Source organism: Sphingomonas liriopis (assembly GCF_024211255.1).
In the GTDB taxonomy this organism is placed as follows: domain Bacteria; phylum Pseudomonadota; class Alphaproteobacteria; order Sphingomonadales; family Sphingomonadaceae; genus Sphingomonas; species Sphingomonas liriopis.
The window spans coordinates 55,703-79,716 of sequence record NZ_JAMLDY010000013.1; the positions used below are offsets into that span (position 1 = coordinate 55,703).

At 68.9% G+C, this 24,014-nt stretch carries 17 protein-coding genes; 9 read left to right on the plus strand and 8 right to left on the minus strand.

All coding sequences use genetic code 11. The annotated features are described in order from the left end of the window. Nucleotides 1-100: 100 nt before the first annotated feature. From M9979_RS11835 to M9979_RS11855, 5 genes are all read right to left on the minus strand, one after another. Nucleotides 101-3,865, minus strand: a complete 3,765-nt coding sequence (locus tag M9979_RS11835; RefSeq protein ID WP_254289560.1) for a LamG-like jellyroll fold domain-containing protein — start codon at nucleotides 3,863-3,865, stop codon at nucleotides 101-103. Between the two features lie 112 nt (nucleotides 3,866-3,977). Next, nucleotides 3,978-5,285, minus strand: coding sequence for an MFS transporter (locus M9979_RS11840; RefSeq protein WP_254289561.1), 1,308 nt, complete (start codon nucleotides 5,283-5,285; stop codon nucleotides 3,978-3,980). A 28-nt stretch (nucleotides 5,286-5,313) separates the two neighbouring features. Then, nucleotides 5,314-6,105, minus strand: a complete 792-nt coding sequence (locus tag M9979_RS11845; protein ID WP_254289562.1) for a 2-keto-4-pentenoate hydratase — start codon at nucleotides 6,103-6,105, stop codon at nucleotides 5,314-5,316. Between the two features lie 81 nt (nucleotides 6,106-6,186). Then, nucleotides 6,187-7,623, minus strand: a complete 1,437-nt coding sequence (locus M9979_RS11850; RefSeq protein WP_254289563.1) for a mannitol dehydrogenase family protein — start codon at nucleotides 7,621-7,623, stop codon at nucleotides 6,187-6,189. Then, on the minus strand, nucleotides 7,620-9,089 hold the full coding sequence (locus M9979_RS11855; RefSeq protein WP_254289564.1) for a UxaA family hydrolase: 1,470 nt from the start codon (nucleotides 9,087-9,089) through the stop codon (nucleotides 7,620-7,622). Before M9979_RS11855 ends, M9979_RS11850 begins: the two co-directional genes overlap by 4 nt. A 111-nt stretch (nucleotides 9,090-9,200) precedes the next feature. On the opposite strand from M9979_RS11855, the gene M9979_RS11860 reads away from it, so the two are divergent. From M9979_RS11860 to M9979_RS11885, 6 genes are all read left to right on the plus strand, one after another. After that, entirely contained in the window at nucleotides 9,201-10,229 is a 1,029-nt protein-coding gene (locus M9979_RS11860; protein ID WP_254289565.1) for a LacI family DNA-binding transcriptional regulator, read from the plus strand. Nucleotides 10,230-10,476: 247 nt separating this feature from the next. Next, on the plus strand, nucleotides 10,477-11,949 hold the full coding sequence (gene uxaC, locus M9979_RS11865) for a glucuronate isomerase (protein WP_254289566.1): 1,473 nt from the start codon (nucleotides 10,477-10,479) through the stop codon (nucleotides 11,947-11,949). An 8-nt stretch (nucleotides 11,950-11,957) separates the two neighbouring features. Next, nucleotides 11,958-12,797, plus strand: coding sequence for a 5-dehydro-4-deoxy-D-glucuronate isomerase (kduI, locus tag M9979_RS11870; RefSeq protein ID WP_254289567.1), 840 nt, complete (start codon nucleotides 11,958-11,960; stop codon nucleotides 12,795-12,797). 148 nt (nucleotides 12,798-12,945) lie between these two features. Next, entirely contained in the window at nucleotides 12,946-13,698 is a 753-nt protein-coding gene (kduD, locus tag M9979_RS11875; protein ID WP_254289568.1) for a 2-dehydro-3-deoxy-D-gluconate 5-dehydrogenase KduD, read from the plus strand. 131 nt (nucleotides 13,699-13,829) lie between these two features. Next, a complete protein-coding gene (locus M9979_RS11880; protein WP_254289569.1) occupies nucleotides 13,830-14,840 on the plus strand; it encodes a sugar kinase in 1,011 nt (336 codons plus the stop codon). Further along, nucleotides 14,827-16,353 (plus strand): carboxylesterase/lipase family protein, encoded by a 1,527-nt coding sequence (locus tag M9979_RS11885; protein ID WP_254289570.1) that lies wholly within the window; start codon nucleotides 14,827-14,829, stop codon nucleotides 16,351-16,353. The genes M9979_RS11880 and M9979_RS11885 overlap by 14 nt, the downstream gene beginning before the upstream one ends. Before the next feature lie 104 nt (nucleotides 16,354-16,457). Here the strand turns inward: M9979_RS11885 and rarD are convergent, their stop codons facing one another. Next, nucleotides 16,458-17,342: an EamA family transporter RarD gene (gene rarD, locus M9979_RS11890; protein ID WP_254289571.1), complete on the minus strand. Its 885-nt coding sequence runs from the start codon at nucleotides 17,340-17,342 to the stop codon at nucleotides 16,458-16,460. A gap of 368 nt (nucleotides 17,343-17,710) precedes the next feature. On the opposite strand from rarD, the gene M9979_RS11895 reads away from it, so the two are divergent. From M9979_RS11895 to M9979_RS11905, 3 genes are read left to right on the plus strand one after another with little or no spacing between them, the layout of a single operon-like run. Then, nucleotides 17,711-20,698: a TonB-dependent receptor gene (locus M9979_RS11895; protein ID WP_254289604.1), complete on the plus strand. Its 2,988-nt coding sequence runs from the start codon at nucleotides 17,711-17,713 to the stop codon at nucleotides 20,696-20,698. A gap of 8 nt (nucleotides 20,699-20,706) precedes the next feature. Then, nucleotides 20,707-21,696: an alpha/beta hydrolase gene (locus tag M9979_RS11900; protein ID WP_254289572.1), complete on the plus strand. Its 990-nt coding sequence runs from the start codon at nucleotides 20,707-20,709 to the stop codon at nucleotides 21,694-21,696. A gap of 38 nt (nucleotides 21,697-21,734) precedes the next feature. Next, nucleotides 21,735-21,965, plus strand: coding sequence for a hypothetical protein (locus M9979_RS11905; RefSeq protein ID WP_254289573.1), 231 nt, complete (start codon nucleotides 21,735-21,737; stop codon nucleotides 21,963-21,965). Nucleotides 21,966-21,969: 4 nt separating this feature from the next. Here the strand turns inward: M9979_RS11905 and M9979_RS11910 are convergent, their stop codons facing one another. Beyond that, nucleotides 21,970-23,265, minus strand: a complete 1,296-nt coding sequence (locus M9979_RS11910; RefSeq protein ID WP_254289574.1) for a M20/M25/M40 family metallo-hydrolase — start codon at nucleotides 23,263-23,265, stop codon at nucleotides 21,970-21,972. Continuing rightward, on the minus strand, nucleotides 23,265-23,768 hold the full coding sequence (locus M9979_RS11915; protein ID WP_254289575.1) for a hypothetical protein: 504 nt from the start codon (nucleotides 23,766-23,768) through the stop codon (nucleotides 23,265-23,267). Before M9979_RS11915 ends, M9979_RS11910 begins: the two co-directional genes overlap by 1 nt. Nucleotides 23,769-24,014 lie beyond the last annotated feature (246 nt).

Below are 24,014 nucleotides of genomic sequence, written 5' to 3' on the forward strand. Positions count from 1 at the left end.
CGCTCTCGGGTTCGCGGCCCGGTGGACCCCGGAACATGTCCGGGGTGACGGCGGATTTGGGCGAGGGCTGCGCGTCTCGCAAAGACTGGGGAACCCAGGGTCACCGCCCCACTGTCACCGCGTTGTTGAGCCGCGTCACCTCCGCCGCATCTCCCGCCAGTGCCACGCGGACCGTCAGGCCGGCAGGGTCGACCGGCGCCGTCAGCCGTACGCGGACGGTACGCGGTTGGAGGTCGTTCGGCGCGTCGATCGGTGGGATGGCGACGCTCGCCACCGTGCGGCCATCCGTCGTCACCAGCGTCGCGGTGCCGGCGCCCGAGGCGACCGACCCCAGTCCATGCACCGTCACGCTCACGCGCCGCCCCTGCACGACGACGTCGTCGCGGCCGATGCCGATGTCGGGGCGCGATTCGACGGGGGTCGCCGGGGTGAGCAACCGCGCCTCGATCACCGTGGTGGTGTGGGGGGCGAAGGCGACCTCCGTCCCGGTGCTGCGTTCGAACGCGACCGTCGCGGGCGTGCCGGCCGTCACCGTCCTGCCCTCGTCGCTGCTGGTGCCTGTCGTCACCCGCCACTGGCCGGCGGTGACGTTCCACGCCGTCATCGTCGCGCGCTGGGCGACATCGCTGGTGTTGTAGGCGATCACCTTGAACGCATCACGCGTCGCGCCGGGCATCAGGATGGCGACTTGTTCCGCTGCGCCGGGCGTCGCGAACCGCCAGCTCACCGTATTGCCCGGCCACGTCTGGTTGCGGCGTAGCGCGATGCCGCCGAGCCGCTCGCGCTGGAGGATATCGTTGGGCTGGTCGACGCGGTCGGACCACCAATGGCCCTCGGTGTACATATATTGGTGCTGTGCCTTGTCGACGTACGCGTCGGCGTGCAGCGCGGCGAGGATCGCGGTGTCGCCGGTCGTCGCCCAGGCGGCGTAGCGCGTGAAGGGATCGCTTCCCGCCGCCTTGGCGATCCGGTCGCGCAGGGCTTTGCCGCCCGGCATCAGGTCGAAGGCGTTCTCGTTGAACTCGGCGAGGCCGTTGCCCGACGCGCCGAGCCGTCCCGCGATCGGACGGAGATATTTGGCATCGCCGGTGAAGCGCCACGCCGCCCACGCGCCCTGCAACGGCGTCGACACGCCGCCGCCGTCGCCGGTGCGCACCGCGTCGCTGTCCCACTGGATTTCGTTGGGATAGCGCCACGTTCCGTCCGGCGCTTGCGTGCCATGCGCCATCCAGCCGTCGATCACGCCGGTCACCATCTCGCGTACCGCGGCATTGCCGTTGTACAGGCCGAGCAGGATCGGCCCGTGCAGCACGGTGAAACTGTACGGTTTCTGCCACGCGAAGGCGCCGCCGCGATACGCCTTGCGCCCACCGTACCAGTTGGTCGCGAAATGCATGTGGCCGGCGGGGTTCTTCAGGATCACGCCCTGCAGCGCGCGCGTCGTCGCCATGATCCGCTCGATCGCCTTGGGCTCGCCCCAGTTGAGGTAGAGCCGCTGCGCGTCCGAGTTGAGCCCCTCCTCATACGCATGCAGTTCGTCGGTGGTGATATAGCCGAGGCCGTTCACCCGCATGCCATTGGCATAGACCGCATCCGACACCGCGCGCAGCGAGGCGTTCACCTTGTCGGGCTCGACGCCCATCAGCGCGAGGCCGGGCCATTGCTGGGTCAGGTCGGTGTCGTCGGAGATGCCGCCTCCGAAATCGCCATAGGGCACCTGCCGGTGGTCGATCCACCACGTCACGAAGTCGCGCGTGATCTTGAGGTCGTCGAGCTGGCGCGCTGCCCATGCGGGAACGCCGGCGGGGATTGGCGGCAGCGTCACGGTGGGCATGTTCTCGGGCCGGTAGTTGATATCCGCCCAATAGGCGCGGCCCTGCACGTGATCGGGATCGACGCGCAGCAGGTCGGAGATATCGGCGAAGACGCGCCGGTACAGCGCCTCGCGCTTCGACGCGGTATGTTCCTCGACGAGGAAGCCCCAATTGTCGCGCACCTGGTTGAAGCGGTCGGCGACATGCTCCTCTACCGCCTCGGCGCGCGGCTTGAAGACGAGGCGGAGCTTCGCGCCGTTCAGGCTCTGCGCGTCGAAGTCGGGCGCGGCGGACGCGATCGTCAGGTACAGGCCGTCGTTCGACAGGATGCGGTCGCGCAGGTCCAGCCACAAGGTCCGCGCCTCGCCGGGGCGGACCGACACCGACAGATCGATCATCGCGCGCGCCGGCCAGATCGGATCGGCGACGCGGATGTTGAGCGCGATGAGGCCGCGCGCGTCGGGCTGGGCCTTGAGCGCCGGAATGTCGATCGCGATTCCGTCGAGTCCGTCGTGGATGTTCTGCCAGCCATAATCCCAGGCGCGCGCCAGAGGCTTGTCGGGATAGGCATCGCCGAAGCTCGCCGGGATCAGGACATGGACGATCGGCTTGCCCGGCGCCCGTTCGACCGCCGCGGTCGCCCCCGCCGCGCCCGCGCCGACCGCGACCTTCATCCCCGCGGACGGCATCGTCAGCACCGTCGCGCGCTCGTCGGCGGGAAAACGGCCGGCGATATAGGCGTTGAGCGGGGCGAGGCTCGCGAGTCTGGGCGAGGCGCTGGCGTCGATCGTATAGGCGAGCTTGAAGCTGCCCGCCGGCTCGGGCGCGGTGCCGACGTCATAGGCCCAGAATTCCTGGATCGGCTGCTCCTGCATCACGTTGGTGAAGCTGAGCACGCCGCCGGTATGCGGTGCCACCGCATCGACGCTGCGCACCACGCCCTTCGCCCGCGTCGCGACCGTCGTGCCGTTCCAGCCGAGCGTGCCATAGGCGGCACCACGGATCTCGACCCGGTTGAAGCGCTGGCCCTCGGGAACGGTCAGGTCATACCGCTTGCCGCCTTCGACGTAGACGTTCCAGTCGGGCAGCTCGAAATAATCGTCGCGGCCGGGCAGTTTCGACCGGTTGTAGACGCCGGGCCAGGTCGTCTCGGCGATGCCATCGACGCCCTTGTACATCCATTGTTTCAGGTCCTTCGCATCGGCGAACTCGATGCGGCGGACGCTCGTCACGGGATCGGCGAGCACCGGCGGGGCGCTCTTGTCCCAGCCGTAGCGGTGCAGCCAGGCGGCGCGTTGTGCGGCGGTATCGGCCGGGGCAGGCGCGGCGGGTTCGCGCTTCGCGGCGAGTGCGGCGACATCCTCCCGCGTCAGCATGTGATCGTAGACGCGGATTTCATCGAGGTCGCTACCGCGCATGAAGCTGTAGCGGCTCTGCACCTGATGCGGGCTGATGACGCGCCCCGCCATGCCGAACTGGTCGAGGCCGGAATCGAGATCGGCCTTCTGCTCCAGTTGCGCCACTTCCCTGCCGTCGACGAACAGGCGTACGCCGACGCCCTCGTCCCACGCAAAGGCGATATGCTCCCATTGTTCGGGCGTCGGCGGGGTCGGGATGCGCCACGAGACGCGCAGGCGGGAGAGGTTGGCGTCGGTGACGAAGGCGTCGAAGCCGTGGCCGTTCCAGTCGATGCGCAGGAACGCCATGTCCCAGCTGGTATGATCGGCGAAGCCGGCACGGAAGATGACGAACGGCGCTTCGGTCACCGCCTCGCGCGCGCGCCAGAAGAAGGCGAGCGTGCCGCGCTGCGCGATCATGTTGCCCGGCGCCTGCCACGCGACATAGCCCTCGTCCGCCCAGCGCGCCGCGCCGCCGATCGCGCCGTCCGGCGTGACGGTCACCGCGCTGCGGAAGTTGGGGACGGGATCGCCACCCGCCTTGTCGGCGGTGAGGTCCTTGTCGGCGGAGACACGGAACAGCAGCCCGTCCTGCGCCGCCGCGGGAGTGGCGAGGAGAGCGGTCGCGAGCGCCAGGAGCGAGGTGAGTTTCATGCTGCCTCTCCGGCGGTCACCCTCACCCTTCCGCGGCTTCGCCGCTCCCTCCCTCTCCCGGCGGGAGAGGGAAGAGCCGCCGCAGGCGGCGAAGGGTGAGGGTGATTAGGGTTCAGCCCGCATCGACCCGCGCGAGACGCGGGCTGAGCAGGTGGATGACGATCACCGCGATCAGATAGGTCGAGCCCGCCACCGCGAAGATCGGCGTGTAGCTGCCCGTCGTCTCGAGGATATAGCCGGTGAACTTGGCCATCAGCATCCCCCCGATCGCGCCGACGGTGCCGCCGATCCCGATCACCGATCCCACCGCCGCGCGCGGAAACATGTCCGACGGGATGGTGTAGAGGTTCGCCGAGAATGCCTGATGCGCCGCGGTCGCGAGGCCGACGATCGCGACGGCCAGCCAGACGTTGCTGGCATATTGGGCGAAGAAGATCGGCATCACCAAAAACGCGCAGATCAGCATCGTCAGCTTGCGCGCGACGTTCGCCGACAGTCCGCGCTTCATCAGCCGCGACGACGACCAGCCGCCCGCCACCGAACCGAGGTCGGAGATCAGGTAGATGACGATCAGCGGCGGCCCGAAGCTCTTGAGATCAAGGTTGTAGGTCTTGGCGAGGAAATCGGGCGTCCAGAACAGGAACAGCCACCAGATCGGATCGATCAGGAACTTGCCGAGCGCGAACGCCCAGGTCTCGCGATAGCGGACCAGCTGGCGCCACGGGATCGGCCTGACCGGATCGGCGGGGTCGCTCTCGATATAGGCGAGTTCCTCCGCCGACAGCCGCGACTGCTCGCGCGGGCGGCGATAGATGACGATCCACGCGGCGAGCCAGAGGAAGCTGAACAGCCCGGTGATGACGAACGCCATCCGCCAGCCGAGTCCCATGTCGATGACGATCCACGGCACCACCAGCGGCGTCACCACCGCGCCGATGTTGGCGCCGGCGTTGAACACGCCGGTCGCCAGCGCGCGCTCCTTGGCGGGAAACCATTCGGTCACCGCCTTGATCCCCGCGGGGAAATTGCCGCTCTCGCCGATGCCGAGCAGCGCGCGCGCGAGGCTGAACTGGAAGGCGGTGTTGACGAAGCCGCACAGGATATGCCCCGCGGTCCAGATCAGGAAGGCGATCGAATAGCCGATCCGCGCGCCGACCACGTCGACGATCTTGCCGAAGCTGAGATAGCCGATCGCATAGGCCGCCTGGAACCAGAAGATCACGTCGGCATAGGTCGTTTCCGACCAGCCGAGGTCCTTTGAGATCGTCGGTTTCAGCACCCCGATCATCTGCCGGTCGACATAGTTGATCGCGGTCGCCGCGAACAGCAGCCCGCAGATCACCCAGCGGTAGCGGCCCACGGTAGAGGCGGCGGCGGCGATCTGCGCCTCGCTCCTCTGCCGCTCTTCGATCGTCGCCATCAATCTCTCTCCTGGGAAAATCGGCCTCTTAGCGGGCCGTGATCGTGCAGCCGACGGTGTAGCGGCCATCGAAGCTGGCCTCCACGCGATCGCCGACCGCAACGGGATGGACGCCGGTCACCGCGCCGCTGGAAATCCACTGGCCGGGCTGCAACTGGATGCCGCGCGCCGCCATATGGTCGAACAGGAAGCGCGCCGCACCGACTGGCCCGTCGAGCATCGCCGCCGCGGTCGCCGCACCGATCCGCGTCCCGTTGATATCGAGCGTGATCGGCCATTGATTGAGGTCGACGTCGCGCCAGTCGGGGATCGCCGCGCCGACGACCAGACCGTTGTTGTTGCCGAAGTCGGAAATGGTGACCGTCGCGCCCAGCGCGTTGATGCCGGGAAAGGGGGAACTCGCGATCTCGATCCCGACATGGACCGCGTCGATCAGGTCGCGCGCCTCGGCCATCGTATAGCGGGTCTTGGCGGGGTCGGGCGCGGTGCCGATGCGGATCAGGAACTCGGCCTCCGCCGCGCCGAAGCCGTCCGCGAAGATCGGCATCGGCAGGTCGCCGTCGGTGGCGTCGAATACCGTGGCGGCAAAGATCGGGCCGCTCAGCCGGTCGATGCCGTCGATCGGCGGGTTGATCCGTCCGACCTTCCAGCCGACGACCTCGCCGGTGGCGAACGCCAGCGCGGCATCCTGCACACGATAGGCGGTGGCGAGATCGGCGGGAATCGCGCCGGGATAATCGGGCAGCGCATGGCCGTCGCGGCGCGCGGTCACGAAGGCGCGGGCGATATCCTGCACGGATGCGGTGTCGGTCTGTGGCATCGGGCTTTACGCCCCCCTCTCGCTTGTTTTGATCTTGCGCGAAAGGGTATGGGAAACCGGTGTCAATGACAAGCGCCCGGATCAGACGAACAGCGCATCCCACCGCTTTTCATGCGCCGCAGAGGCTGCAGCGGTGATCATGGCGAGCAGCGGCGGATCGCCCGCCACCTGCGGCGGCAGGCCGAGTCCCGCCTCGACCAGCCGCGCGACGAGCGTCGCTGGATCGGCCCCGTCCGCGGCGGCGGCGAGCCGGTCGCCGGCGGGGTCGGCGATGGCGATTCCCGCCCGCGTCCGCGCGATCAGGAAGGCGACCCAGCCGCCCAGCGCCGCGACGACATGCGCCGGCATGCGTCCCGCCGCACGATTGGCGGCGAGCGTGTCGCCCAGGCGGTAGGGCAGCTTCTGCGAGCCATCGATCGCGATCTGGTCGAGCCGGTGGACGATTCCCGGATTGCGGAAGCGTTCGAGCACCGCGGTGCGATAGGTGTCGAGGTCGAGCCCCGGCACCGCGGGCAGCATCGGCATGATGTCGGTACGGATCATCGCATCGACGAAGCCGGCGAGCTCCGCATCCGCCATCGCCTCGGCGACGCTGGCATGGCCGCGGAGCAGGCCGAGATAGGCGAGCGTCGAATGCGCGCCGTTGAGGATTCGCAGCTTCGCCTTCTCATACCCCGCCACGTCGCCGGTCAGCGTCGCGCCCGCACCGGCGAGATCGGGGCCCAATGGCACGCCGACATCCTCGATCACCCATTGCGCGAACCGTTCGCGCTGCACGGCGGCGCGGTCCTCCAGCCCCAGCGTCTCGGCGACCGCCGCATAGAGTGCCTCGTCCGAGGCGGGGGTGATCGAATCGACCATCGTCGAGGGTACGCGCACCTCTCCCGCGATCCAGTCTGCGAGGCCTGCATCGGTGGCGCGTGCGAAATCGACCAGCGCCGCGTGCAGCTTCGCGCCGTTGCTCGCCAGATTGTCGCACGGCATCGGCACGAACGGCCGCAACCCCGCGGCGCGGCGCGCGGCGAGCCCCGCCACGATCCAGCCGATCACGCTCGCCGGCACCGCGGCACCCGCCAGATCGTGGACCACGTCGGGATGATCCATGTCGAGCGTGCCGTCGCCGCGCAGGCAATAGCCCTTCTCGGTCACCGTCGTCGTGACGAGGCCGACCGCGGGATCGGCGAGCAGCGCATGCGTCTTCGCCGCGGCATCGGGGGCGAGGAAGCGGCGATGCGCGCCGATCACGCGTAGCGCCGGCTCGGCATCGCGGATCGCCAGCGTGTAGAGGCCGTCCTGCGCCTCCAGCGCCTCGACCGTGCCGCGGCTGCGCATCGATACCGCGGCGATTCCCCAGCGCGGATCGTGCTGCAACACGGTGTCGATATAGGCCGCCTGATGCGCGCGATGGAATGCGCCGGGGCCGAAGTGGACGATACCGACGCTCGGCTCGGGTCGCCCGCGCGGGCTGGGAATCGCGGCGGGCAGGCGGTCGAGCGTCGCACGGGTCAGGCGGGTCACAGCGTCACACCCCGTTTCCAGATCGCGATCTCGCGTTCGTCATTGGTCTCCGCCGCGGTCGCTGCGCCCGAGGCGATTCCGCAGATTCGCGCGAGCAGCGCCGCCTCCGCACCCTCGAACCCGCCGGTCAGCACCTGGCCTGCATCGAAGTCGATCCAACCCGGCTTGCGCGCGGCGAGGTCGGAATTGGAGGCGATCTTCACCGTCGGCACCGGAAAGCCCAAAGGCGTGCCGCGCCCGGTGGTGAACAGGATCACCGTCGCGCCCGCCGCCGCCAGCGCGGTCGACGACACCGCATCGTTGCCCGGCGCCTCCAGCAGCGTCAGCCCGTCGCTGCGCACGCGCGCGCCATAGCCGATGACGTCGGTGATCCGCCCGGTCCCCGCCTTCTGCACCGCGCCCAGCGACTTTTCCTCCAGCGTCGTGATCCCGCCCGCGACATTGCCGGGGGAGGGATTCTCGCTGATCGGTTCGCCGTGATCGATGAAATACTGGCGGAAGCCGTTGATGACGCCGACCATCGCATCGAACACGGGTGCGTCCGCGGCGCGGTCCATCAGCATCTGTTCGGCGCCGAACATCTCGGGGATTTCGGTGAAGACGACGCGGCCCCCCGCCTCGCCGACGCGGTCGCTGATCCGCCCGACCAGCGGGTTAGCGGTGAGCCCCGACAGGCCATCCGACCCGCCGCATTTGACCCCGAGTACCAGCCGGTCGAGCCCCACCGTCTGCCGCGGCACCGTCGCCTGCGCGGCGAGTTCGGCGACCAGCGCGACGCCTTCCTCGACCTCGTCGGTGCTGAACTGCGCGGTGAGGTAGCGGATCGCCGCATGGCGTTCGGGCGGGATGGCGGCGAGCAGCTCGAGCACCTGATTTTCCTCGCAGCCCAGCCCGACCAGCAGCACGCCGCCGGCATTGGGATGGCAGGCGAGGCTGGCGAGGATCGCGCGCACGCCGTCGAGGTCCTGCCCGAGCTGCGAACAGCCGTGCGGATGCGTGAAGGCATGGACGCCGTCGATCTGCCCGACGAGCTGCGCGCCCGCCTGTTTGGCAATCCGCTCGGCGGTGCGCGCGACGCAGCCGACCGTCGGCAGCACCCAGATCTCGTTGCGCGTGCCCACGCGCCCGTCGGCGCGGACATAGCCTTCGAACGTCGCGGTCGAGGCGGGGGACGGTGCTGTCGTGGGTGCCTTGGGCGCGTAGCTGTAATGGCCGGTGCCCGCCAGTGCGGTGGCGAGGTTGTCGCTATGCACATGCTCGCCGGACGCGATGGCGCGGCGCGCATGGCCGATCGGGAAGCCGTATTTGACCACCGGCGCCTGCGCGGGGATCCCGGCCAGCGCCACCTTGTGCCCGCGCGGCACCGCGCTGCGCAGCACGACGCCCGCGACCGTATCACCGGCCTGCGCATCTTCCAGCAGCGTTGCCACGCTATCGCCGGGGGCGATTGTCAACGCCTTGGCCATCGATCCTCTCTCATCCGGGATACCGGTGTCATCTTCATGCCGCAGGGACCTTCGCTGCGCAACCCGGCGACGGGCTGGCGGCGAGCCGGCACCCTCGCTATCGTCGCGCCCATGCGCAAGACGGGTCAGCCGACGATCAACGACGTGGCCCGGATCGCGGGCGTTTCCAAGAAGACGGTGAGCCGCGTCATCAACCGCTCGCCATTGCTCGGCGACGATACGCGCAAGCGCGTCGAACAGGTGATCGGCGATCTCGGCTATATCCCCAATCCGCAGGCGCGCGCGCTGGCGCTGCGCCGCAATTTCCTGATCGGCCTCGTCCACGACAATCCCAATGCGCAGACCGTGATGAACGTCCAGCAGGGCATGCTGGAGGCGCTGCACGACACCGAATTCGAGATGGTGGTGCGCCCGGTCGATCGCGGATCGGCGACGATGCTGGAGGATCTGCGCCATTTCCTCGAACGCCAGCGCCTGTTCGGCGTGCTGCTGATGCCGCCGATCAGCGAGAACGACAGCGTCGCGAAGCTGTGCGCCGACATCGGTTGCCGCTACGTCCGCATGGGGTCGGCGGTGCTCGACGATCCGGCGCACATGGTCGCCTCCAACGATCGCGAGGCGGTGCGCGGCGCGACCGGCTATCTGATCGAACAGGGGCATCGGCGGATCGGCTTCGTCGGCGGGCCGCACGGCTTCCGCTCGGCGCGCGAACGCCGCGCGGGGTTCGAGGAGGCGCTGGCCGCCGCCGGCATCGCCCTGCCGCGCAGCATGATCGCGGACGGCAATTACACGTTCGATTCGGGGCTGGTCGCCGCCGAACGCCTGCTCGACGTCATCCCACGGCCGACCGCGATCTTCTCGAGCAACGACGAAATGGCGGCGGGCGTCATCCACGCCGCCCGCCAGCGCGGGCTCGACATCCCGCGCGACCTGTCGATCATCGGCTTCGACGACACGCCGATCGCCGCGCACGTCTGGCCGCCGCTCACCACGGTACGCTGGCCGATCGCCTCGATGGCGCGCTCGGCGGCGCTCAAGCTGATCGCCGGCGAGGAAGAGGACGATACCGACGTCGAGGAACCCTCGCTGTTCCTCTCGACGCTGATCCGCCGCGCTTCGGTCGCCGCGCCGGGCGGGTGAGTCTCCATGCCTCACCGCATTCGACCCGTCACCCCGGACTTGTTCCGGGGTCCACTCCGCGGCGAGGCAAGCGGCTAGAGGCTCGAAGTCCACGCCCAGCATACCGGTGGACCCCGGAACAAGGGACCCCATCAAAGTAATACTTTGATGGGACCCAAGTCCGGGGTGACGAAGGGTTGGTAGTTGCGCCATACGCTGACACCGGTTACCAAGTCCTGGATCGCAAAGCGACGGAGAGGAGACTGCCATGACCCGGGCCCTCAAACTGCACCCCGACCGGCTGTTCCCCGCCGATCCGACGACACGTGCCATCGCGCGGACGCTCTATGCGGAGGTCGCCGACCTGCCGATCGTCAGCCCGCACGGCCATACCGATCCGACCTGGTTCGCGGATAACGCCAACTGGACGGACGCAGCGACGCTGCTGCTGTCGCCCGACCATTATCTGTACCGCATGCTCTACAGCCAGGGCATCGATCTCGACGCGCTGGCGATCCCGCGCCGCGACGGCGTTCCTGCGACCGACCCGCGCGCCGCATGGCGCGTGCTGGCCGATCATTACCATCTGTTCCGCGGCACGCCGTCACGCATGTGGCTCGACCATGTCTTCGCCGAGGTGTTCGGCATGAGGCAAGCATTCGAACCCGCCACCGCCGACCTCTATTTCGACGCGATCGGCGAGAAGCTGGCGACCGACGCCTTCCGCCCGCGCGCGCTGTTCGACCGCTTCCGTATCGACTTCCTCGCCACCACCGAAGGCGCGCACGACAGCCTCGACGCGCACGCCCGCATCAGGGAAAGCGGCTGGCAAGGCCGCGTCGTCACCACCTATCGCCCCGACGGCGTCATCGACGTCGAGCACGAGCAATTCGCCGGCGCGCTCCGCCGCTTCGCCGAGCTGACCGGCGAGGACGTCTATAGCTGGCAAGGCTATCTCGCCGCGCACCGCAAGCGCCGCGCCGACTTCCGCGCCGCCGGCGCCACCGCGACCGACCACGGCCATCCGACCGCGGCCACCGCCAATCTGTCGACCGCGGAATGCGAGGCGCTGTTCGCACGGATCACCGGCGACGACTGGACCCCCGCCGACGCCGAACTGTTCCGCGCGCAGATGCTGACCGAGATGGCGGCGATGAGCGTCGAGGACGGGATGGTGATGCAGATCCACCCCGGATCGGTGCGCAACCACAATGCGGGACTGTTCGCCAGCCACGGCCGCGACAAGGGCGCCGACATTCCGGGGCGGACCGATTACGTCCATGCGCTCAAACCCCTGCTCGACCGGTTCGGCACCTCGACCGATCTGTCGATCATCCTCTTCACATTGGACGAGAGCGTCTATGCGCGCGAACTCGCGCCGCTCGCCGGCCATTATCCCTGCCTCAAGCTCGGCCCAAGCTGGTGGTTCCACGATTCGCCGGAGGGCATGCGCCGCTTCCGCGAGATGACGACGGAGACTGCGGGCTTCTGCAACACCGTCGGCTTCAACGACGACACCCGCGCCTTCCTCTCGATTCCCGCCCGCCACGACGTCGCGCGACGGATAGACTGCGGCTTCCTCGCCCGCCTCGTCGCCGAGCACCGGCTGGAGGATTGGGAGGCGGCCGAACTCGCGCAGGAATTGACCAGCGGCCTCGTCCGTCGCGCCTATCGCATCGACGCCAGCGATGCTAAAGGTGTGGGAAGCTGTTCCACCATTTGCAACGATATCGCCGCTTAGGAGATTTCATGTTCGACCGCACCTATTACGCCACGCATCCCGACATGATGGAATGCGTCAGCAACGACGAACTGCGCGACCGCTACCTGATCCAGGACTTGTTTCGCGCCAATGAATGCGTGCTCAACTATACGCACGCCGACCGCTTCGTGATCGGCGGCGTCCACGTCGAGAGCGGTTCGGTCGCGCTGCCCGCGCAGGAAGAGCCCGCGTCGGCCAAGGGCCACCCCTTCCTCGAGCGCCGCGAACTCGCGATCGTCAACGTCGGCACCGTCGAAGGCACCGTGACGGTCGACGGCGAAACCTTCACGCTCGGCAACAAGGACTGCCTGTACGTCACGATGGGCGCCAAGGACGTCCAGTTTTCCGGCGACGGCGCGCGCTATTATCTGGCGTCCTGCCCGGCGCACAAGGCGTTTGAAACGCGCAAGCTCGGCATCGCCGACGCCAATGCATTGGAGCGCGGCAGCCTCGAGGAATCGAACGAGCGCACGATCTTCCAGCTCGTCATCCCCGGCGTCTGCGACAGCGCGCAGCTGGTCATGGGCCTCACCGTCCTCAAGCCCGGCTCGGTGTGGAACACGATGCCCCCGCACATCCACGAACGCCGCAGCGAAATCTATTTCTACTTCGAACTCGACGGCCCCAACGACCGCGTCATGCACTTCATGGGCGAAGGCGATGCGATGCGCCATATCGTCGTCGGCAACGAGGAATCGGTGATCTCGCCGCCCTGGTCGATCCACATGGGGTCGGGGACCAAGGCCTATGCCTTCATCTGGGCGATGGCGGGCGAGAACCAGGACTATACCGACATGAACGTCCTCGACATCTGCCAGCTGGCGTAACCTTTCTGAACTCCCCTCCCTTTCGAGGGAGGGGCTGGGGGGTGGGTGGCGTGCTCGCGCTACGGCTGAGCGAGCGATCAGGGTCACCGTACCGCCCGGACAACGCCCACCCCCAACCCCTCCCTTTCAGGGAGGGGAGGAGAAAAAGATGAACCCCTTCGACCTCTCAGGCAAAGTCGCCGTCGTCACCGGCGCCAACACCGGCATCGGGCAGGCGATCGCCGTCGCGCTCGCCGATGCCGGTGCCGACGTCGCCTGCGTCGGTCGCACCCCCGCTGAGGACACCGTTGCGCAGATCCGCGCATGCGGCCGCCGCGCCGAGATCGTCTCCGCCGATTTGTCCTCGATCGAGCCGGTGGGCCGCGTCGTCGACGAGACGGTGGCGAAGCTCGGACGCCTCGACATCCTCGTCAACAATGCCGGGATCATCCGCCGCGCCGATGCGGTCGATTTCACCGAAGCAGATTGGGATGCGGTCGTCGATACCAACCTCAAATCGGTGTTCTTCCTCTGCCAGGCGGCGGGGCGGCACATGATCGCTAATGGCGGCGGCAAGATCATCAACATCGCCTCGATGCTGACCTTCCAGGGCGGCATCCGCGTGCCGAGCTATACCGCGTCGAAGAGCGGGATCGGCGGCCTGACCAAGCTGCTCGCCAACGAATGGGCGGGCAAGGGCATCAACGTCAACGCGATCGCGCCGGGCTATATCGCCACCAACAACACCGCGGCGCTGCAGGCCGACGAGGCGCGCAACAAGGCGATCCTCGATCGCATTCCGGCGGCGGCATGGGGCAGCCCGGAAGACCTCGGCGGCGCGGCCGTGTTCCTCGCCAGCCGGGCGGCGGATTACGTGCAGGGGCATATCCTGGCAGTCGACGGCGGCTGGCTGGCGCGGTGATACGATAAGGGCATCGCCCTCACCCTTCCGGCGCTTCGCGCCTCCCTCCCTCTCCCATTGGGAGAGGGAAGAGCCGGCGTAGCCGGCGAAGGGTGAGGGTGAGGTGAGTGCGGAACGATTGGGAGAGAGACATGGCCAGGTTCCTCGCATTCGGCGAGATCATGCTGCGACTGTCGCCGCCGGGGCGCGAGCTGCTGCTGCAGACGCCGAAGTTCGATGTCTGGGTCGCGGGCGCCGAGGCGAACGTCGTCACCGCGCTCGCCAAGCTCGGCCATGACGTCGGCTTCGCCAGCATGGTGCCCGACAACGACCTCGGCCGCTCCGCCGTCTCGACCCTGCGCGGCCACGGCGTCGATACGCGTGGCATCCAGCTCGGCGGCGATCGCATGGGCCTTTACTTCGTCACCTCGGGCGCGGGCATGCGCGCGACCGAGGTGATCTACGACCGCGCCGGATCGAGCTTCGCCGCGGCGCCGGTCGAGGCGTGGGATTGGGATGCGCTGTTCGACGGCGTCGACTGGTTCCACCTGTCGGGGATCACCCCCGCGCTCGGCCCGGTGCCGGCGCAGAGCGCGATTGCCGCGGTGCAGGCGGCGGCGGCACGCGGCATCCCGATCTCGTTCGACGGCAATTACCGCGCAAAATTGTGGGAGCGATGGGACAGCGATCCGCGCGCGCTGCTGACGCAGCTGGTCGAGCACGCCGAGCTGTTGTTCGGCAACCATCGCGACATTGCGCTGCTGCTCGACCGCGATTTCGCCGGCCACGACGGCGAGGACCGCCGCCGCGACGCCGCCGAAGCGGCCTTCGCCGCCTTCCCCAAGCTCCGGACGATCGCCTCGACCGCACGCCATGTCGAAAACGTCGACCTGCACCGCGTCTCGGCGCGGATCGACACGCGCGACGGCCATGCGCAGACCGAGGAGGTGGTGCTCGCCGGCATCGTCGACCGGATCGGCGGCGGCGACGCCTTCGCCAGCGGCGTGCTCCATGGCTTGCGCAGCGGCGGCGACATCGCGGCGGCGGCGGCGACCGGCCTCGCGCTGACCGCGCTTAAACACTCGCTGCCCGGCGATGCTGCGCTGTTCCGGCAGGCGGATATCGACGCCTATCTCGCCGGCGGACTCGATGTCCGGCGCTGACCGGCTGACCCGGCGCACCGCGCTCGCCGCGGGCGCGGCGACGCTGTTGACCGCGGGCCTGCGCGCGCAAGGGCCGGCACGGGTGCGCGCACCGGCAGGCGATTTCGTCGGTACGCTCGACGACGGTGTCCACGCCTTCCGTGGCATCCGTTATGCCCGTGCCGAACGGTTCCGCGCCCCGGTGCCGGTCGCGCAGCCGGGGCAGACGGTGCGCGCGCAGGCATTCGGCGCGGTCTGCCCGCAAAAGGCCGATTACGGGCCGCAGGACGAGGATTGCCTGTTCCTCAACGTCTGGACCGCCGCGCCGCGGGCGGGCGCGAACAAGCCGGTCATGCTCTACATCCACGGCGGGGCCTATGCGAACGGCAGCGTCACCGATCCGCTGAACGACGGACAGGCGCTCGCCGCGCGGGGCGACGTGGTGGTGGTGACGGTCAACCATCGGCTCAACGCCTTCGGCTACCTCTATCTCGCGCGGCTCGACCCGCGCTTTCCCGACAGCGGCAATGCCGGGCAGCTCGACCTGATCTGCGCGCTGCAATGGGTGCGCGCGAATATCGCCAGCTTCGGCGGCGATCCCGGCCGCGTCATGGTCTTCGGCCAGTCCGGCGGTGGCGCCAAGATCGCGACGATGATGGGCATGCCCGCGGCCAAGGGGCTGTTCCACCGCGCCGCGACGATGAGCGGGCAGCAGGTGACCGCCTCCGGCCCGCTCAACGCGACCGCGCGGGCGAAGGCGTTCCTCGCGCGGCTCGGCAGCGGCGACGTCGCGACATTGCCCACGGGAAAGCTGGTCGCGGCGCTCGACGCGGTCGATCCGATCCTCGGCGGCGGCGTCTATTTCGGGCCGGTGCTCGACATGCGCTGGCTGACGCGCCACCCGTTCTGGCCCGACGCCAACCCGCAGGGGCTGACCGTCCCGATGATGCTCGGCAACGTCCATGACGAAACGCGCGCGTTCATCCCGCCCGATTCGCCCAAGCTGCGCGGGCTGAGCTGGGACAATGTCGCGGAGCGGATGGCGCCCGATCTGAAGGTCGACATCCTGCCCGAATGGGTCGTCGCGCAATATCGCGCGCAATTCCCCGACTGGAGCCCGCTCGACGTCTTCTACGGCGCGACCACCGCAGGGCGCAGCTGGCGCGGACAGGTGATCGAGGCGGAGGCGCGGGCGAACGCCGGCGCGCCCGGCTTCGTCTATCAGGTCGATTTCGCCTCGCGCGTCGATCCGCGGCGCGGCGCCTTCCACACGATGGACATCCCGCTGGTGTTCGGGACGCTCGGCGCCAGGGGATCGGAAACGGGCACCGGTGCCGATGCGCGTGCCGCGAGCCGGGCGATGCAGGACCGGTTCGTCGCCTTCGCCACCACCGGCGATCCCGGCTGGCCGGCCTATACGCTGGATCGACGCGCGACGATGATCTTCGACGTGAACAGTCGGGTAGAAAACGATCCGCGCCGCTGGCAACGCGAACTGTTCGCGCGCGTGCCGTATATCCAGCCGGGGACCTGAAAGCCCCTCCTCTTCGGAAGGAGGGGTTGGGGTGGAGGAGTCTCAGGCGCTGGTCTCGGTGAGACGCTGCCCCACCCCAACCCCTCCCCTGAAGGGGAGGGGCTTCAAGCAGTAACCCGCCGCGCCGCCGTGAGGCTGCTCCACGCATAGAGCGCACACCCGGCCCAGATCAGCCCGAACGTCGCCAGCTGTGCGGCCCGGATCGGCTCGCGATACAGCAGCACCGCCTCGAGGAACTGCAATGTCGGCGCGATGAACTGGAGCAGCCCCATCGTCGTGTAGCGCAGCCGCCGTGCGCCGGCGGCGAACATCAGCAGCGGCGCGGCGGTGACCGGGCCGGCGAGGATCAGCAGCCAGTCGATCCGGCCGCCATGGCCGAATGCCGCCGTGCCGTCACCCGCCGCCAGCAGCAGCACGGCGAGCGCCAGCGGCGTGAGAATCGCCGTCTCCACCGTCAGCCCGCCGAGCGCGTCGATCGCCGCGACCTTGCGGATGAGGCCGTAGAAGCCGAAGCTGAGCGCCAGCGCGAGCGAGATCCAGATCGTGCCGCCGCCGCTGGCGGCAAGGATCGCCACGCCCACGCCGGCCAGCGCGATCGCCGCCGCCTGCATCCGGTCCAGTCGTTCGCCGAGCAGCAGCGTGCCGAGCGCGACGTTGACCAGCGGATTGATGAAATAGCCGAGGCTCGCCTCGACCAGATGCGCGTGGCCGACCGACCAGATGTACACGAACCAGTTGACCGCGATCAGCGCGGCGCTGCCGGCCAGCATCAGCAGCGTCCGCCCCCGCGCGGCGGCGAGCAACGGGCGCAGCCGCCGGCCGGCGAGCACGATGGCGCCGAGCAGCAGCAGCGACCACAGTACGCGATGCGACAGCACCTGCGCCGTCGGCACCGCGTTCAGCAGGTGCAGGTACAGCGGCAGCAACCCCCACAGCGTGTAGGCGCCGATACCGTAGAATAATCCGGTGCGGGTCTGCGTATCGGTCATGGCGGCGCTGTGGCGGGTGATGCGCGATGGTGCAACGCCGCTCTCCTTCGCGCATCACCCCGATCGTGTTTCACCGCTCGCCGGCGCCAGCATGTTGACATCGCCGGTTTGCCGCAGCATGCTTGTGACACCGGTTACCGTCGCGAAGGACGGGGCCGGGGACGCGACCATCAACGGATGGCCGTCACGGGGAGGATGACGAGGCTGGCACGCCGTCGCGGCGTCGCTCTCCCCATCACAGGTCGACGATGCCGGGGTGACCGGTGTCACCGCAGGACGATGGCCGACAGGCCGATTGGGGAGTGATTGTGATGACCGGACGTTCGACCCTTGCACCCGCCCGTTCGGCGCCGGCGCGCCTGAGCCGGATGGCCGGCGTCTCGACCGCGGCGCTGGCGCTGGGCCTGCTGCTGCCCGCCGCGGCGTTCGCACAGGCCGCGACGATCCCCGCGACACCGAACCAGCCCGGCAGCCCGCCGCACGTCGATCCCGCGCCGGCGCAGACCGCGGTGGTGCCCGCCGGTGGCGAGGCCGACGCCGGCGCCGACGTGCAGCCGCAGGCGACCGCGCCCGATGGCACCGACAGCGGCGCCGACATCGTCGTCACCGGCTTCCGCCGCAGCCTCGACGCCGCGCTCAACGTGAAGCGCGAATCGGTGTCGTCGGTCGATGCGATCGTCGCGGAAGACATCGCCAAGTTCCCCGACCAGAACCTCGCCGAATCGCTGCAGCGCATTCCGGGCATCTCGATCCAGCGCGACGCCGGCGAGGGCCGCGCGATCACCGTCCGCGGATTGGGCGCGCAATTCACCCGCGTCCGCGTCAACGGGCTGGAGACGGTCGCGACCTCGACCGATGGCGCCTCGTCGAACCGCGACCGCGCGTTCGACTTCAACGTCTTCGCCTCCGAACTCTTCAACTCGATCGTCGTCCACAAAACCGCGGAGGCGAGCCTCGACGAAGGCTCGCTCGGTGCGGTCGTCGATCTCAACACCGGCAATCCGCTGGGCGGCAAGTCGGGCTTCACCGGCGTGCTGTCGGCGCAGGCGAGCTACAACGACCTCAGCAAGAACACGCGGCCGCGGATCGCCGGGCTGCTGTCGTACAAGTCGCCCGACGGCACGTTCGGCGTCGCGGTGTCGGCGGCGTATCAGAAGACCGACAATCTCGAACTCGGCAACAACACGGTGCGCTGGGCGCAGGCGCGGTTCGATTCGGTCAACGGCACGCCGTGCTTCTACAACAGCAACACGGGCACGACCCCGGTCGCCAACGCCGGCGGCTTCTATCGCCCGAGCACGGCATGCGACACCGCGGCGCTCGCCTTCCACCCGCGCATCCCGCGCTACGGCGAGGTGTTCCACGGCCGCGAGCGCCTGGGCATCACCGGCAGCGTGCAATGGGCGCCGTCCGACGCCACGAAGGTGTCGATCGACGGCCTCTATTCGCGCTTCACCGAGAAGCGCGAGGAGAAATGGGCGGAGGTGCTGCTGCGCTCCAACGAACGCTCGATCGACCTCGTCAACCCGACCTACGACGCCAACAAGAACCTCGTCTCGGGCACGCTCAACGACGCCTGGGTCCGCACCGAACATTATCTGCGCCAGTCGAAGACCGAATTCTACCAATTGGGCGGCAGCTGGGATCAGGATGTGACGGACAAGTTCCGCTTCACGGTATTGGGCGGTTTCTCCAAATCGACCGCCGATATTCCGGTCGAGACGACGGTCGTCTTCGACGATCGCGATGCGCAGGGTTATAAGTTCGACTATACGAACAGCCGTACGCCGCTGCTGAGCTTCGGCACCAGCGTGACCGATCCCGCCAATTTCCAGCTGGCGGAAATCCGCGACCGGCCGTCGACCGTCACCAACAAGTTCCGCACCGCGCAGCTGCGCACCGAATGGGACGTCGCCGATGGCTACACGCTGAAGCTGGGCGGCATGTACCGCCGCTTCGATTTCGACAGCGTGTCGTTCCAGCGCGATACCGCGGTGTGCGGCAACGGCGGCACCGACCTGGTGCTCGGCATCATCACCTGTTCGCCGACCAGCGCGTTCGGCGCGAACGCCATCTATGGCTATCAGGTGACGCCGGCGTTGAGCCAGCTGTTCACGCTCGGCAACGCGGGCCAGCCATCGGGGACGACCAACCAGTGGCTGGTCCCCAACCTCGACGCAGCGACCGCCTATACCAAGCTGTACAGCCGTACGCCGACGCTGGTCGTCGGCGACAACCGCAGCGTCAGCGAAGAGGTGACCGGCGGCTATTTCCAGGTCGATGCCAAGGGCGATCTCGCCGGCCTGCGCTACGCGCTCAACGCCGGCGTGCGCTACGCGCATACCGCGCAAGGGTCGACCGGGATCAACTCGGGCGCGGTCGTGTCCGTCAAGCGCGACTATGACGACTGGCTGCCCGCGGTGAACATCGCGTTGTTCCCGACCGAGAAGGTGATCCTGCGCGCGTCGGCGGCGAAGGTGATGACGCGGCCGACGCTCGGCAATCTGACGCCGGGTGGGTCCGCGGACGGCTTCAACTATCGCGTGTCGTTCGGCAATCCGCAGCTCGATCCGTTCCGCGCCTCGGCGTACGACCTGGCGGCGGAATGGTATTTCGCGCCCCAGTCGATCCTGTCGGTCGCCTTGTTCAAGAAGAACGTCGAGAGCTTCCCCGTGTCGCAGTCGATCACCAACGCGACCTTCACCTCGACCGGGCTGCCGGTGTCGGTGCTGTCGGCGTCGTCGCCCGCCGCGCTCAATCCGGCGCAGCTCAGCCAGCCGATCTGGACGATCACCACGACGGTGAACGGCACCGGCGCCTCGCTGAAGGGGGCGGAGATCGCGCTGCAGGCGACGTTCAAGTTCCTGCCCGGCTTCCTCAAGAACTTCGGCGTGCTCGCCAACGCGACCTTCGTCGATTCGAGTGCCAGTTATACCGTGCAGGGTCCGGCGACCTCGGCCTGCGTCGCCGGGGCGACCGCAGCGGCGGCCTGTTCGTTCGGGCCGCTGGTCAATGCGACGCGCAACGCGACGCTGTTCGGCCTGTCCAAGCGCCAGTATAACGGGACGCTCTATTACGAGGATCAGAAGTTCTCGGCACGCGGGTCGATCAGCTATCGCGGGCCGTATATCGATGCCAACAGCGGCACCGGCAACGTGTTCGAAGGCTATAATTCGACGATCAACGTCGATGCCTCGCTGCGCTACAAGCTGACGCCGAATATCGAGGTGTCGCTGGAGGGGACCAACCTGACCGACCAGTATCGCGATCGCTACACCGATATCGATGCCAACCGGAATTACGAGTACAACCACTTCGGCCGCACCTTCCTGGCCGGCGCGCGTATCAAGATGTGAGGACGGGCATGATCGATCGCCGCCACGCGCTGCTTGGCGCCCTCGCCGCCGGCGTGGCGGCACGGCTGGCCGCGCAGACGCCGGCGCCGCGCGTCGCCGGGGCGGCAGGCGTGCCGGCCGATCCGGTGGAGACGATCGATCTGTGGCCGGGGCAGGCGCCCGGCATGCCAGCGGTGCCGCCGGTCGAGATCGTCGACGCGCGCGGCACCGATCCGCAGGTCCCCGATCGCGCGGTGCGCGGCGTCGTCCGGCCGCGGCTGGCCGTATTCCGCCCGGCGGTGCCCAACGGCGCCGCGCTGCTGGTGACGCCGGGCGGCGGCTATGCGCGGATCGTCGTCGACAAGGAGGGGTATGAGGTCGCCCGCTGGCTGGCGAAGCGCGGCTGGACGGTGTTCGTACTCTTCTATCGCCTGCCCGGCGACGGCTGGGCGGCGGGACCCGATATCGCCTTGTCCGATGCGCAGCGGGCGATGCGGCTGATCCGCGCGCGCGCCGCCGATTACCGTATCCGGCCGGATCGCGTCGCGGCGATGGGCTTTTCGGCCGGCGGGCATGTCTGCGGCGACCTTGCGACGCGGTTCGCGGCGCCGACCTATGCGCCGGTCGATGCCGCCGACCGGCTGAGCGCACGCCCCGATCTCGCCGCGCCGATCTATGCGGTCCAGTCGATGACGCTGCCGCTGGCGCATCCCGGATCGCGCGAGCTGCTGCTCGGCAGGAACGCCTCGCCCGCGCTGGAGGCGGCGCACAGTCCGGCGCGCAACGTCGGCCCCGGTACGCCGCCCTGTTTCCTGGTCCATGCCGAGGACGACGCGACCGTGCCGGTCGACAATACGCTGCAGTTTCGCGCCGCGCTGAAGGCGGCGGGCGTGCCGGTCGAGACGCATCTGTTCGCGATCGGCGGCCACGGCTTCGGCCTGCGCCGCGCGGCGGGCAAGCCGGTGGCGGCATGGCCGTCGCTGTTCGTCGCCTGGGCGCAAAGCCATGGCTGGGCTTGAGCTTTTCCGCGTCGCTCCGCCCGTCTAGGGCGGGCGGCATGACCAGCGCCGCGCTCCAAGACCTGTTCCTGTCCACCCTCGTCCGGCAGGCGGGGGGCAACCGGCGACGCTGGCGGCTCGTCCTCGGCGAGGTGAAGGTCTATGCCGTCGCGACGCACCCGCATTGCAACTGGTCGGTGACGCCGACCGGATCGGCGGGTGAGAACGACACCGTCGAACGGATCGCCGACGAATTGCGCATCACCCACCCGATCGTGCGCGCCGCCTGACTCCTCAGCGGCGTTCCACGCCCAGCCGCGACATCAGGATCGCCGCGCGCTTGCCCTGACGGCGGATCGTGGACAGATCGACCACCTCGTCGGGCGTATGGTCGCCACGGCTCGCGGTGCCGAGGCCGACGAGGCCATCGACATCGGCCGCCACCCAGGAAATGTCGCCGGCGCCGCGCTTCAGCGGATCGAGCGGCGGCATTTCCGCGAGGCCGAGGTCGCGGTTGACGGCATTCAGCCGGTCGAGCAGCGCGCGGTTGCCCGCGGTCGGCGCCATCGCCGGATAACCCGGCTTGAACGCGATGCGCGCGTCGGTGCCGGGCAGATGGCGCGCGACGATCGCCTCCATCTTGCCCCGCACGCGGCGCGTCTGTTCTTCGCTCAGCGTGCGGAAATCGCCGCTGGCGATCGCCTGGGCAGGGATGATGTTGCTCTTGCCCTGCGCACTCGCCTTGGCGCCGCTGGGATCGATCGCCGCGGTGGCACCGCCGGCCAGGACCCCGGTGTTGAAGGTCAGGTCGGGTTCGGGCAATTCGGTGCGGAACGCCGCGAGGATGCGCGCCGCCTCGTTGATCGCGCCGTCGCCGAACGCCGGGCTGAAGATGCGCGAGCTGTGGCCGCTCTTGCCGGTGACGGTCAGCGTCCAGTCGTTGGCCGAACGCCGTGCGATCGACCCCATGTCGCGACCATCCTCGACCGCCAGCCCCTCGAAATCGAGCGCGACGTCGGCGCGCTTGCCCGCGGCGATCAGGTCGGCGCGGGCGAGGGCGACGGGTTCGCCCGAATCCTCCTCGTCGCCGGTCAGCACGATCTCGATATTGGTGCGATCGAGCGTGCCGGCGTCGCGCATCGCGCGCAGCGCGGCGAGCATGACCACCATGCCGCCCTTGTCGTCGCCGGCGCCGGGGCCGCTCGCCTCCTCGCTCTTGCGGACGAAGCGCTGGAAGGGGGAATCGGCCTCGAACACGGTGTCGAGATGGCCGATCAGCAGCAAGCGCCTGGTGCCGGGCCGGCCGGCATGGACCGCGATCAGATGGCCGGCGCGCTCCGTCTGCGGCAGCGGCTTCCACGTCACCGTGAAGCCCAGGTCGCGCAATTCCGCGGCCATCATCTCGCCCACCTTCGCGACACCGGGCAGGTTCGTCGTGCCGCTGTTCTGGTCGACCAGCCGCTGGAGCAATGCGACCGAGCGTTCGTATTCGCGATCGACCGTCGCCGCCATCCGCATCTCGGCCGCCGACAGTTGCGGCGCCGGGTCGGCGGCGGGCGCGGCGAGGAGGAGCAACGCGAGCGCGAGCATCAGCGTGCCGCCGCCGCGATCATCAGCGGCAGCGTCGCCGCCTTCGCACCGGCGATCTGGATGACGTAGCGGCCGGGGGCGAGATCGAAATCGACCATCTTGCGGATCGGCGAACAGGCCGGCCCATGCGCGTGCGCGACCGATGGCAACGTATGATCGCCATGCAGCACGTCGATCCACGCGCCCTCGCCGAGCGCGACGCGGTAGCGGCCGGCGCGGGCGACATCGACCGCGAACAGGCCGCCGAAACTGCCCGCCGCGGCAGGCTTTTCGGGCGCGCGCAGGTAACGGAGCGTCGGGGTGGCGGCCAGCGTCGCGCGCGCGCCGCGGCCGATCGTCAGCGGCGCTGCCGCCTTCGCCCCCGCGCCCGCGACGAGCGGCGTCATCGCCGTCCAGCCGGCGAGTTCGGCGGGCAGGGGCGTCGCTCCGCTGCGGCAATCAGGCTGCGCCTGAGCCGGCGTCGCGACCGCGAGGGCGAGCGTCCAAAGGGCGGTGATCGGCATGAAAGCTCCCGTGATAGCGATGCTGACGATAGCAGAGCGCGCACCGCTGTCACGCGCGGCGGCCTCGCATGTCGGCTGTTGATGGTAGGACAAATATAGTCCAGTATTCCATCCATAATGGACGCGAAGCGGATCGATCGTCAGCTTTCACGTCGGCCAATATCGGCGGGAGAGCACGAATGACGTCCGACGCACGCGAGCATGTCTGCGCGCTTTTGACCGAAGCGGTGCGCATCCTGGATGCGG

Coding starts and splice junctions, on each gene's coding strand:
- M9979_RS11835 (WP_254289560.1), bottom strand. CDS start 3,865: ATGAAACTCACCTCGCTCCTGGCGCTCGCGACCGCTCTCCTCGCCACT.
- M9979_RS11840 (WP_254289561.1), bottom strand. CDS start 5,285: ATGGCGACGATCGAAGAGCGGCAGAGGAGCGAGGCGCAGATCGCCGCC.
- M9979_RS11845 (WP_254289562.1), bottom strand. CDS start 6,105: ATGCCACAGACCGACACCGCATCCGTGCAGGATATCGCCCGCGCCTTC.
- M9979_RS11855 (WP_254289564.1), bottom strand. CDS start 9,089: ATGGCCAAGGCGTTGACAATCGCCCCCGGCGATAGCGTGGCAACGCTG.
- M9979_RS11860 (WP_254289565.1), top strand. CDS start 9,201: ATGCGCAAGACGGGTCAGCCGACGATCAACGACGTGGCCCGGATCGCG.
- uxaC (WP_254289566.1), top strand. CDS start 10,477: ATGACCCGGGCCCTCAAACTGCACCCCGACCGGCTGTTCCCCGCCGAT.
- kduI (WP_254289567.1), top strand. CDS start 11,958: ATGTTCGACCGCACCTATTACGCCACGCATCCCGACATGATGGAATGC.
- kduD (WP_254289568.1), top strand. CDS start 12,946: ATGAACCCCTTCGACCTCTCAGGCAAAGTCGCCGTCGTCACCGGCGCC.
- M9979_RS11880 (WP_254289569.1), top strand. CDS start 13,830: ATGGCCAGGTTCCTCGCATTCGGCGAGATCATGCTGCGACTGTCGCCG.
- M9979_RS11885 (WP_254289570.1), top strand. CDS start 14,827: ATGTCCGGCGCTGACCGGCTGACCCGGCGCACCGCGCTCGCCGCGGGC.
- rarD (WP_254289571.1), bottom strand. CDS start 17,342: ATGACCGATACGCAGACCCGCACCGGATTATTCTACGGTATCGGCGCC.
- M9979_RS11895 (WP_254289604.1), top strand. CDS start 17,711: ATGGCCGGCGTCTCGACCGCGGCGCTGGCGCTGGGCCTGCTGCTGCCC.
- M9979_RS11900 (WP_254289572.1), top strand. CDS start 20,707: ATGATCGATCGCCGCCACGCGCTGCTTGGCGCCCTCGCCGCCGGCGTG.
- M9979_RS11905 (WP_254289573.1), top strand. CDS start 21,735: ATGACCAGCGCCGCGCTCCAAGACCTGTTCCTGTCCACCCTCGTCCGG.
- M9979_RS11910 (WP_254289574.1), bottom strand. CDS start 23,265: ATGCTCGCGCTCGCGTTGCTCCTCCTCGCCGCGCCCGCCGCCGACCCG.
- M9979_RS11915 (WP_254289575.1), bottom strand. CDS start 23,768: ATGCCGATCACCGCCCTTTGGACGCTCGCCCTCGCGGTCGCGACGCCG.